This is a genomic window from Cryobacterium sp. TMT2-15-1, from assembly GCF_004402345.1.
GTDB lineage: Bacteria > Actinomycetota > Actinomycetes > Actinomycetales > Microbacteriaceae > Cryobacterium > Cryobacterium sandaracinum.
This window is the reverse complement of the sequence record NZ_SOGD01000009.1, coordinates 1-11,519: the sequence shown is the minus strand read 5'-3', so window position 1 is coordinate 11,519 and position 11,519 is coordinate 1. Positions and strand designations below refer to the sequence as shown.

Sequence of the window (11,519 nt, the reverse complement as noted above, 5' to 3'; positions counted from 1 at the left end):
CCAGCACCGACCGCACACCAGCATTCGTCTCCAACTGAGAAGAGCCAGCAACCGTGATCAAGCCCGACCTGAACCTCACCATTCCCCGTGACCTCGGCACGGTGCATTTCGTGGGCATCGGCGGCTCCGGGATGAGCGGGATCGCTCGGCTGTTCCTCGCCGCCGGGCATACCGTGACCGGTTCGGATGTGCGCGAGTCCGACAACGTGCTCGCCCTGCGCGAGCTCGGCGCCCGTATCTTGATCGGCCACGCCGCCGAGAACGTCGGCGATGCCGACAGCCTCGTCGTCACGGGGGCGCTCTGGCAGGACAACCCGGAGTACGTGCTGGCGAACGAGCGCGGCATCCCCGTGTTGCACCGCTCCCAGGCGCTCGCCTGGCTGATCCAGAAGCACCGCCTCGTCGCCGTTGCCGGCGCCCACGGCAAGACCACCTCGACCGGCATGATCGTGACCGGTCTGCTCGGTCTCGGCACGCATCCCAGCTTCGTCAACGGCGGCGTGATCGAATCGCTCGGCGTGTCGGCGGCCGCGGGAACCGACGACCTCTTCGTGGTCGAAGCCGACGAGTCGGACGGCTCGTTCCTGCTGTACAACACGGCCGTCGCCCTGGTCACCAACGTCGACCCTGACCACCTCGACCACTACGGGTCGCTCGAGGCGTTCGAGGCCGCGTTCGTCGAATTCGCGCAGAAGGCGACCGATTTCGTCGTCATCTCCTCCGACGACCCAGGCGCGGTCAGCGTGACCGGCAAACTCACCGGCAAACGGGTCATCACCTTCGGCGAGGACGCCGCGGCCGACGTGCGCGTGCACTCGGTCGTCACCGACGGGCCGGTGCGTTTCGGTGTGGCCTGGGCCGGGAGCGACTACTTCGCCACCCTCCGAATCCCGGGCCGGCACAACGCCATCAACGCCGCAGGCGCCTTCGCGGTGCTCGTCGGCCTCGGTTTCGCCCCGGAGGCGTCCCTGGCCGCCATCTCGGAATTTGGCGGCACGGAGCGCCGGTTCGAGCTGCATGGCACCGTGGGCGGGGTCAGCGTCTACGACGACTACGCCCACCACCCCACCGAGGTGGCCGCGGCGCTGTCCGCCGCCCGCACGGTGGTCGGCGGCGGTCGGATCATCGCCGTGCATCAGCCGCATCTCTACAGTCGCACTCGGCTGTTCGCCCAGGAATTCGCCCAGACGCTCGAGGAGAAGGCGGACCAGACCGTCGTCCTCGGCGTGTACGGCGCCCGGGAGGACCCGGAGCCCGGCGTGACCGGCGCCCTCGTTTCCGACCGGTTCACGGATGCCGGCAAGGTCGTCTACGTGCCCGACTGGCAGGAGGCCGCCGACTACGTCGCCTCGATCGCCCGGGACGGCGACTTCGTCGTCACCCTCGGCTGCGGCGACGTCTATCGGATCGTTCCCCAGCTGCTCGCCTCGCTCACGCAGGCGCGCGGATGACCCGCCGCCGAGCATGAAGCGGCCCGAGGGCTACGACCGTCCGCCGGCAGGCGCTGAGCGGGCCGCCGGGCCGAAGGCGACCGCCGCGAACAGCGCGGGGGCGAAGCCTGCCGCAGCGAAGACAGGCCGTCCCAAGCCGGGAGGACGCCAGTCGAGCGGTCACAGCGACCACGCGAACACCGAGCCGATCACGCTTCCCGCCGACCCGATCGCACCCGTGTCCCGGCTGCGGGCGCCGGACTCTTCCCCTTCCTCCGCGCCCGCACCCACGGAGCCCCGCGACTCTGCGCTGACTCCGGCCGGGGCCAGACGCAAGCTCCGGGCCGCCCGTCGTGCCCGCAAACTCTATGAGCGGGAGGAGGTGCGTCGCTTCACCTGGCGGTCCCGTCGGCGGCGGAACATCTGGCTGACCGCGCTCGGCATTCTGGGCGCGCTCGTCGCCTTCGTTCTCGTCGGCACCTTCTCGCCCCTGATGGCGCTGCGCACCATTGAGGTCGTCGGGGCGAACCGGGTGCCGGCCGAGCAGATCCAGTCCGCCCTCGACGGCCAGCTGGGTACACCGCTGCCGCTCGTGGACTTCGACGCGGTGAAACAGGAGCTGTCGGCGTTCACCCTGATCCAGAGCTACGTCACCGAAAGCCGTCCACCGAACACCCTCGTCGTGCGTATTGTCGAGCGGGAGCCCGTCGGCGCCCTCGTGACCGAGTCCGGGTTCGACCTGGTCGACGCGGCCGGCGTAGTGATCCAGAGCGGCGCGGAGCGCCCCGCCGGGTACGCCACGATCGATGCGCGGGCCGGGGTCGGCAGTGCCGGCTTCCGGGCGGCGGCGGCCGTGATCGCGGCCCTGCCGGCAGACATCCGTTCCACCCTCGACACCGTCACCGCCGCCACCACGGACGACGTCACCCTCACGCTCGTGGGCGGCGCGCGCGTCGTGTGGGGGAGTGCGGAGAAGTCGGACTTCAAGGCGGTCGTGCTCGCGGCCCTGATCGTGAGCCACCCGATCGGCAGCGTCGGTGAGTACGACGTCTCCTCCCCGGACAGCGCCGTTCTCCGCTGAGATGTTGGTTGGATCTTCGCGACACGCGGGCGCGCCTCCCCGAGCCTGATCGACTGGCGCATAACTTTCTAAACAGGAATTGCATACTCAGCATAACTTTAAACTTCGACAAGAGGTTTAGGGTTCCACCGGAGGCCGGACGTGTCAACAACAAATCAGAACTACCTCGCAGTCATCAAGGTTGTTGGAATCGGTGGCGGCGGTGTCAACGCCGTCAACCGCATGATCGAGCTTGGCCTCCGCGGAGTCGAGTTCATCGCCATTAACACGGATGCCCAGGCGCTGCTGATGAGCGACGCCGACGTCAAACTCGACGTGGGCCGCGATCTCACCCGAGGCCTGGGCGCCGGCGCCGACCCTGAGGTCGGCCGCCGCGCCGCCGAAGACCACGCCGAAGAAATCGAAGAGGCTCTGGCCGGCGCGGACATGGTCTTCGTCACGGCCGGCGAGGGTGGTGGCACGGGCACCGGCGGTGCGCCGGTCGTCGCCCGCATCGCCAAGTCCATCGGCGCGCTCACCATCGGTGTCGTCACCAAGCCCTTCGGCTTCGAGGGCAAGCGCCGCCAGGCTCAGGCCGAGGCCGGCGTCGCCTCCCTCAAGAATGAGGTCGACACCCTCATCGTCGTGCCGAACGACCGTCTGCTGGAGATCAGCGACCGCGGCATCAGCATGCTCGAGGCCTTCGCCACGGCTGACCAGGTGCTCCTCGCCGGCGTGCAGGGCATCACCGACCTGATCACCACCCCCGGCCTGATCAACCTCGACTTCGCCGACGTCAAGTCGGTCATGCAGGGTGCCGGCTCCGCGCTGATGGGTATCGGCTCGTCCCGCGGCGCGGACCGAGCCATCAAGGCGGCCGAACTCGCCGTTGCGTCCCCGCTGCTCGAGGCCTCGATCGACGGTGCCCATGGCGTGCTGCTCTCGATCCAGGGTGGCTCCAACCTCGGAATTTTCGAGATCAACGACGCCGCTCGCCTCGTGCAGGAAGCCGTGCACCCGGAAGCCAACATCATCTTCGGTGCGGTCATCGACGACACCCTGGGCGACGAGGTGCGGGTCACCGTCATCGCTGCCGGATTCGACGGCGGTGAGCCCGGTGCCAAGGCGGTCGAGGTGCGCCGCGCAGACCTGGTCGCCGCCGGCGTCGCGGCCGGCGCGGGTGTGGGCATGGCGGGCGCTGCGGCGGTCGGCGCGACCGACTCGGCTCCCTACACGGATGCCGCAGCCTCGTCGGTCTGGTCCGGCGTCGAGCCGGGTGCGGCCGTGGCCGACCCGGCCTTCGAGGAAGACCCGGACGACCTGGACATCCCGGACTTCCTCAAGTAGTGCCGCAGGCAGCCAGATGAGTGACTCGGTCAGGCCCGGGGCCGGTGGCCTCGCGGAACGATTGACCGCCGTTCAGGGTGGGATCGTCGCCGCGGCTACCGCCGCCGGGCGCGACCCGGCGGAGCTCACGACCATCGTCGTGACCAAGTTCCAGCCCGTCTCGCTGCTCCAGGAACTCGCCGCCCTCGGCGTGCGCAACTTCGGGGAAAGCCGCCACCAGGAAGCCCAGGCCAAGGCCGCCGATCTCCTCCACCTCGACCTCACCTGGCATTTCGTGGGCCAGGTGCAGGGGAAGAAGGCCCGGCAGGTGCGGGCCTACGCCGACGTCATCCACTCCGTGGATCGAGCATCGCTTGTCGATGCATTGGCGTCGGAGGATTCGGTCGTCGACTGCTTCGTGCAGGTGAACCTCACGGTTGACCCGTCTCGCGGCGGAGTCGCTCCGGGGGAGCTGCCCAAACTCGTCGAACACGTGCTCTCCACGGCCGGACTCCGGCTGATCGGGCTGATGGCGGTGGCCCCGCTCGGTGCAGAACCGCGCCCATCCTTCGCCCGGGTTCGCGAACTGGGTGAGCAGATTCAGCAGATCGCGCCGAACGCGAAATCCTTGTCCATGGGCATGTCCCAGGACTATGCGGAGGCGATCATCGAAGGGGCGACACACCTTCGAATTGGCACAGCAATCACCGGGAAACGCCCGGTATCCGGTTAATCTGGACAAGAAGAATCACCAACACGGAGGTCGAGATGTCCAACCCGCTCAAGAAAACCATGGTTTACCTGGGTCTGGCAGACGAGGAACTCGAGTACGAGGCGCCCGCTACTGCGCCCGCATCGACGGCCACTCACTCGACGGCGACCGGTGCTGCGGCATCAAAGTCCGCTGCTCCGCACTCCACCCCCAATTCCTCGCACGCCGCGTCGACCGCGTCGTCGTCACACACCGCCGGCGCATCCGCCTCGGCCGGTCGCGCATCGGTGACACCGCTGCGCAAGACCTCCGCTCCGAAGAATGTGGCTGCCTCAGACATGAATGAAATCCTCACCGTCCACCCGCGCCAGTATAAGGACGCTCAGGTGATCGCGGAGTCCTTCCGCGATGGAATCCCGGTCATCATCAACCTGTCTCAGATGAGCGACGCCGATGCGCGCCGCCTCATCGACTTTGCCAGCGGACTGTCCCAGGGTCTGTACGGGAAGATCGAGCGCGTCACGGCGAAGGTCTTCCTGCTCTCCCCGTCCCACGTTGTCGTGTCCGGCGACAATGCCGCGGAGGACTCCGATGCCGAGGCGTCCTTCTTCGCGCAGTCGTAGTTACCGCCGTGTTTGCCGTCAGCCTGATCGGTGCGATCGCCTACTACGCCCTCCTGCTCTACTTCTTCGTGATGTGGGGTCGGTTCATCATCGACCTCGTACGCAGTGTCAACCGGTCCTGGCGGCCGCAAGGCCCCCTGCTCGTCGTGATCGAGTTGGCCTATTCCCTGACCGACCCGCCGATCAAGTTCTTCCGCCGGCTCCTGCCGCCGCTTCGGGTCGGCCCGATCGCCTTCGACTTCGGCTGGAGCATCACCATGCTCTGCGTCATCGTCGGCATGTCGATCACCGGGCTCATGCGCTGACCGCTACCTCGCGCCCCGGACTGGGCATGTATTCTGGTCCGACGGCGTGCCGGGCTGACGCGGTCCGACTACGCGTCGGACCTTGATAGCGTTGGTTGAACGCAAACACAATGTTCGCAACTCGAGTTTTAAGGGTGGAAAGCCATGGCGCTAACTCCGGAAGATGTAGTCAACAAGCGGTTCCAGTCGACTAAGTTCCGCGAAGGATACGATCAGGACGAGGTCGATGACTTCCTCGACGAGGTCGTCGTTGAACTTCGCCGACTGACTGCAGAGAACGAGGAGCTCAAGGCTCGCGTCAGCTCTGGCGGCGCAGCGGAGCCTGCAGCCGAGGTCGCACCGGCGCCCGAGGCCGTCGCGGAGCCCGTCGTGGCTCCCGCTGTCGTGGCCTCACCGGTTGTCGCCGGGCCCATCGACGAGACCGCCGGCACGACCAACCTCCTCCAGCTGGCTCGTCGCCTACACGAGGAGCATGTCAAGGAGGGTGCCGAGAAGCGCGACGCACTCATCGCCGAAGGCCACGCCACCGCAGCCCGTCTCGTTGCCGAGGCCGAAGCTAAGCAGCGCGCGCAACTCAGCATTCTCGACCAGGAGCGCTCCGTCCTCGAGACCAAGATCGACGATCTGCGCACGTTCGAGCGCGAGTACCGCCAGAAGCTGAAGAGCTACATCGAGACCCAGCTGCGCGACCTCGACGCCACGTCGCCGGTCGAGTCGAGCAACGCCTCGAAGTCGAGCTTCCAGAGCTTTGGCGCCTAAGGTTCGAACGAAGAAGCGCCCCGGTGCGTTGATCCTCCTGGCCGTCGTGGCCCTGGGAATTTACGCTCTGGATCAGATCAGTAAGTACCTCATCGTCAGCAGACTGACCGAGGGTGACATCGTCCGGGTTCTGGGAGACGTGCTGCAAATGCACTTCGTCCGGAACCCGGGCGCTGCCTTTTCCCTGGCAGCCGGCATGACGTGGATCTTCTCGATCATCGCCGTGGCCGTGGTGATCCTCATGGTCTGGTTCGCCGGGCGCATCCGCTCTTTGGCCTGGTCTGTCGTCTTCGGGCTCCTGCTCGGCGGCGTGCTCGGCAACCTGACCGACCGGCTGCTGAGGGAGCCGTCCTTCGGCCTCGGTCACGTGATCGATTTCATCTCCACGCCCTGGCTTATCCCCGCCATCTACAACGTGGCGGATATGGCGATCGTGTCGAGCATGATCATCTTCATGTACCTGACCATTCGCGGAATCGGCCTCGACGGTCGCCGCACCGACGCCTCGGACCCGTCCGAATCCACCCCCACCCAGATAGCATCCTGATTCTCGCCATGGAAACACGCTCCCTTCCTCTCCCGGACGGACTCGCCGGAGTCCGCGTCGACGCCGGCATCGCCAAGCTCCTCGGCTTCTCACGCAGCTTCGCGGCCGAAGTCTGCGAGGCCGGCGGAGTCACGTTGGACGGGGTCGTGGCCGGTAAATCCGACCGGTTGCACAATGGAGCGTGGCTGGAGGTGTCCTGGCAGCCCAAGGAGGCCCTGGCGATCGTGCCCATCCCGGTGCCGGATCTCACGATCGTGCACGACGACGAGAGCATCGTGGTCATCAACAAGCCGTCCGGGGTGGCCGCGCATCCGAGTGTGGGCTGGACCGGTCCCACCGTGGTCGGCGCGCTCTCCGCGGCCGGCTACCGCATCGCCACCTCCGGGGCCAGCGAGCGGGCCGGGATCGTGCACCGCCTCGACGTGGGTACCAGCGGTCTGATGGTCGTCGCCAAGTCGGAGACCGCGTATACGGCGCTCAAGCGCGCCTTCCACGACCGCGAGGTCGAGAAGATCTACCACTCCGTCGTTCAGGGCCACCCCGATCCGAGCACCGGCACGATCGACGCGCCGATCGGGCGCCACCCTCGGTCGGACTGGAAGTTCGCGGTCATCGCCGGCGGCAAGGATTCCGTTACGCACTACGAGACGCTCGAGGCCTTCCCCTCGGCGTCACTGGTGGAGGTGCACCTGGAGACGGGGCGCACACATCAGATCCGGGTGCACATGGCCGCCCAGCGACATCCGTGCGTGGGTGACGCCATGTACGGCGCGGATCCCTCGATCACGGCGCGCCTCGGTCTGACCCGCCAGTGGCTGCACGCCAAGCAGCTGGCGTTCCACCACCCGGACACTCGGGAGTGGGTCACCTTCACCACCGACTACCCGGCCGACCTCGCGCACGCCCTCGACGTGCTGCGCGACGCCTGACGCGTAGCGCCCAATTCCAACACCTCGGAGCCGTTTTGTCCTCTCAGAATAAGTCGGGTGGATCGACAGATTCCTTCGTGCACCTGCACGTGCATAGCGAGTACTCGATGCTCGACGGCGCGGCGCGGGTCAAACCGCTGATCAACGCGGCGATCGAGCAGGGGATGCCGGCGGTCGCCATCACCGACCACGGCAACGTGTTCGGTGCGTTCGATTTCTGGCGAACCGCGACCGAGGCCGGCATCAAGCCGATCATCGGCACCGAGGCGTACATCACCCCCGGAACCAACCGGCGGGACAAGACCCGGGTGCGCTGGGGAACCAGCGGTCAGAACCGTGACGACGTCGGTGGCGCCGGTTCGTACACGCACATGACGCTGCTCTCGGAGACCACGGCCGGAATGCACAACCTGTTCCGGCTGTCGTCCAAGGCCAGCCTGGAGGGGTACTACTTCAAGCCCCGGATGGACCGGGAACTGCTCGCCGAGTTCTCGGACGGGCTGATCGGCACGACCGGGTGCGTGGGCGGCGAAGTGCAGACCCGCCTGCGCCTCGGCCAGTACGACGAGGCGAAGAAGGCGGCCGGGGAATTCCAGGACATCTTCGGCAAGGAGAACTTCTTCTGCGAGATTATGGACCACGGCATCGACATCGAGCGCCGCACCATGACCGACCTGCTCAAACTCGCCGGCGAACTCAAACTGCCGCTCGTGGCCAGCAACGACCTGCACTACACCCACGCCCACGACGCGACCGCCCATGCGGCCCTGCTCTGCGTGCAGTCGGCCTCGACCCTCGACGACCCGAACCGCTTCAAGTTCGACTCGAACGAGTTCTACCTGAAGACCGCCGCGCAAATGCGGCATCTCTTCCGCGACCACCCGGAATCCTGCGACAACACGCTGCTGATCGCCGAACGCTGCCAGGTGGAGTTCAACACCAAGGCCAACTACATGCCCCGGTTCCCCTGCCCGGAGGGGGAGAACGAGGAGAGCTGGTTCGTCAAGGAGAACGAGATCGGGCTGGCCAAGCGCTACCCGAACGGCATCCCGGACGAGGTGCGCAAACGAGCCGACTACGAGATCGGCATCATCATCCAGATGGGCTTCCCCGGGTACTTCCTCGTCGTGGCCGACTTCATCATGTGGGCCAGACAGCAGGGCATCCGGGTAGGTCCCGGCCGCGGGTCGGGCGCCGGTTCGATGGTCGCCTACGCCATGGGCATCACCGACCTGGACCCGCTCGTGCACGGGCTGATCTTCGAACGGTTCCTGAACCCTGACCGCGTCTCCATGCCCGACTTCGACGTGGACTTCGACGAGCGCCGTCGCGGCGAGGTCATCCACTACGTGACCGAGAAGTACGGCGAGGAGCGCGTCGCCCAGATTGTCACCTACGGCACGATCAAGGCCAAGCAGGCCCTCAAGGATGCGTCCCGGGTGCTCGGCTTCCCCTTCGGCATGGGGGACAAGCTCACCAAGGCCATGCCGCCGGCGATCATGGGCAAGGACGTGCCCCTGACCGGCATGTTCGACAAGGACCACGCGCGCTACCGCGAGGCCGCCGATTTCCGCGCCGTGATCGAGTCCGACCCCGAGGCCCGGACCGTCTTCGACACCGCCCTCGGCCTGGAGAATCTCAAGCGTCAGTGGGGCGTGCACGCCGCCGGGGTGATCATGAGCTCCGACCCGCTGATCGACATCATCCCGATCATGAAGCGTGAAGCGGATGGCCAGGTCGTCACCCAATTCGACTACCCGGCCTCCGAGGCCCTCGGCCTGATCAAGATGGACTTCCTGGGGCTGCGTAACCTCACCATCATCGACGACACCCTCGACAACATCGCCGTGAACCGTGGACACCGGCCCGTGCTCGAAGAAATGGGCCTGGAAGACCCGGCCGCCTACGAGCTGCTCGCCCGCGGTGACACGCTCGGGGTGTTCCAGCTCGACGGCGGGCCCATGCGGTCGCTGCTACGCCTGATGAAGCCCGACAACTTCGAAGACATCTCGGCCGTCATCGCCCTGTATCGGCCCGGCCCCATGGGCGCCAACTCGCACACCAACTATGCGCTGCGGAAGACCGGCCAGCAGGAGATCATCCCGATCCACCCGGAGCTCGAGGAGGCGCTGGCCGACGTCATCGGCACCACCTACGGCCTGATCGTGTATCAGGAGCAGGTCATGTCGATCGCGCAGAAGCTGGCCGGGTTCTCCCTGGGCCAGGCCGACCTGCTGCGCCGCGCGATGGGCAAGAAGAAGAAGTCGGAGCTGGACAAGCAGTTCGAGGGCTTCTCCGGCGGCATGGTCGCCAACGGCTACTCCATGGAGGCGGTGAAGACCGTCTGGGACATCCTGCTCCCGTTTTCCGACTACGCCTTCAACAAGGCGCACTCGGCCGCCTACGGGGTGCTCTCGTACTGGACCGCGTACCTCAAGGCGAAGTACCCGGCGGAGTACATGGCCGCGCTGCTGACCAGCGTCGGCGACTCCCGCGACAAGCTCGCGCTGTACCTGAACGAGTGCCGCCGGATGGGCATCCAGGTTCTGCCGCCCGACGTGAATGAATCGATCGGGTACTTCGCGGCCGTGGGCACGGACATCCGTTTCGGGCTCGGCGCGGTGCGCAACGTGGGATTCAACGTGGTCGACGCGATCCGCGCCGCACGCACCGAGAAGGGCGCGTTCGAGTCGTTCCACGACTTCCTGCGCAAGGTGCCGATCCCGGTGGCGAACAAGCGCACGGTCGAGTCTTTGATCAAGGCCGGCGCATTCGACTCGCTCGGCGCGACCCGCCGGGCCATGTTCGAGATCCACGAAGCCGCGGTCGAATCCGCTGTCAAGATCAAGCGCGACGAGCAACACGGCATGGTCGGCTTCGACTTCGACAGCCTCTTCGACGACCCGCAAGAGAGCGAGCAGGTTCCCGACCGTCCCGAATGGAGTAAGAAGGAGAAGCTCGCGCTCGAACGCGACATGCTCGGGCTCTACGTCTCCGACCATCCGCTGGCCGGGCTCGAGCTCCCGCTGGCCAAGCACGCCAGCACGACCATCGTGGACCTGGTGGGATCGGAGCAGACGCAGGATGCCGACACCGTCACCATCGCCGGGCTGATCACCAGCGTGCAGCACCGGATCGCGAAGAAGTCGGGCAACCAATACGGCATCATCCAGGTCGAGGATTTCGGTGGGGAGATCGCCGTGATGTTCATGGGCAAGGCCTATCAGGAGTTCTCGTCCGACCTGGTCAGCGACTCGGTCGTGGTCGTGCGGGGCCGGGTGAGCCTGCGCGACGACGGCATGAATCTGCACGCGTACAGCATTTTCGCGCCCGAGCTCGGCTTGGCCTCGGAAACCGGCACGCTGACGGTCACGCTGGCGGAATCCCGGGCCACAACCGACACCGTGACGGCGCTGGGTGAAGTCATCACCCGCCACATCGGCAGCTCCGAGGTGCGGATCAAGCTGGTGAAGGGCCACACGGCCCGAGTGTTCGAGCTACCCCATCATGTGAAGATCAGCGCCGACCTGTTCGGGGAGCTCAAGAGCCTGCTCGGGCCGAACTGCCTGACCTAAGAGAACGAGTCCGAGCCGACCACTGGTGTCGCCCTCGGCAAGTCAGAGCTGACGGCACCTCGTGGAAGCTGATCCTCACCGGTGACGCGAAGTGCCCGGTGTCGAACCAATTCGACGGAGATTCTCGTGTGAAACCGCTTTCTCGGGGTGGAATCCCTGAGTGTCAGCCTGTAGTGAGACAGTTCGTGTTTCACTACAGGCCGCACTTGAGGCGGGGAATTGAGAGTTCAGTTGGATATTTCAGAGTTGCCCG

At 66.4% G+C, this 11,519-nt stretch carries 10 protein-coding genes; all 10 read left to right on the top strand.

The features are described from left to right. Positions 1–53: 53 nt before the first annotated feature. The 10 genes from murC (at position 54) to dnaE (ending at position 11,266) form a co-directional block, all read left to right on the top strand. Positions 54–1,451, top strand: a complete 1,398-nt coding sequence (gene murC / locus E3O62_RS01805; RefSeq protein ID WP_134397349.1) for a UDP-N-acetylmuramate--L-alanine ligase — start codon at positions 54–56, stop codon at positions 1,449–1,451. Positions 1,452–1,464: 13 nt separating this feature from the next. Then, positions 1,465–2,511, top strand: a complete 1,047-nt coding sequence (locus tag E3O62_RS01800) for an FtsQ-type POTRA domain-containing protein (protein WP_134397348.1) — start codon at positions 1,465–1,467, stop codon at positions 2,509–2,511. A 141-nt stretch (positions 2,512–2,652) separates the two neighbouring features. Next, positions 2,653–3,837 (top strand): cell division protein FtsZ, encoded by a 1,185-nt coding sequence (ftsZ, locus tag E3O62_RS01795; RefSeq protein ID WP_134397347.1) that lies wholly within the window; start codon positions 2,653–2,655, stop codon positions 3,835–3,837. A 16-nt stretch (positions 3,838–3,853) separates the two neighbouring features. Next, a complete protein-coding gene (locus tag E3O62_RS01790; RefSeq protein ID WP_134397346.1) occupies positions 3,854–4,549 on the top strand; it encodes a YggS family pyridoxal phosphate-dependent enzyme in 696 nt (231 codons plus the stop codon). A 35-nt stretch (positions 4,550–4,584) separates the two neighbouring features. Further along, positions 4,585–5,151 carry a cell division protein SepF gene (locus E3O62_RS01785; protein ID WP_134395434.1) on the top strand — a complete coding sequence of 189 codons (567 nt, stop codon included), beginning with the start codon at positions 4,585–4,587 and terminating at the stop codon, positions 5,149–5,151. A gap of 8 nt (positions 5,152–5,159) precedes the next feature. Further along, the gene (locus tag E3O62_RS01780) at positions 5,160–5,456 is read left to right on the top strand and encodes a YggT family protein (RefSeq protein WP_104099514.1); all 297 of its coding nucleotides are present in this window, start codon (positions 5,160–5,162) and stop codon (positions 5,454–5,456) included. Positions 5,457–5,600: 144 nt separating this feature from the next. Beyond that, a complete protein-coding gene (locus E3O62_RS01775) occupies positions 5,601–6,215 on the top strand; it encodes a DivIVA domain-containing protein (protein WP_134397345.1) in 615 nt (204 codons plus the stop codon). Then, complete coding sequence (lspA, locus tag E3O62_RS01770; protein ID WP_241973256.1) at positions 6,205–6,762, top strand: signal peptidase II; 558 nt, start codon at positions 6,205–6,207, stop codon at positions 6,760–6,762. Before E3O62_RS01775 ends, lspA begins: the two co-directional genes overlap by 11 nt. Before the next feature lie 8 nt (positions 6,763–6,770). Further along, entirely contained in the window at positions 6,771–7,691 is a 921-nt protein-coding gene (locus E3O62_RS01765; RefSeq protein ID WP_134395432.1) for an RluA family pseudouridine synthase, read from the top strand. 107 nt (positions 7,692–7,798) lie between these two features. Beyond that, on the top strand, positions 7,799–11,266 hold the full coding sequence (dnaE, locus tag E3O62_RS01760; RefSeq protein ID WP_134395506.1) for a DNA polymerase III subunit alpha: 3,468 nt from the start codon (positions 7,799–7,801) through the stop codon (positions 11,264–11,266). Positions 11,267–11,519 lie beyond the last annotated feature (253 nt).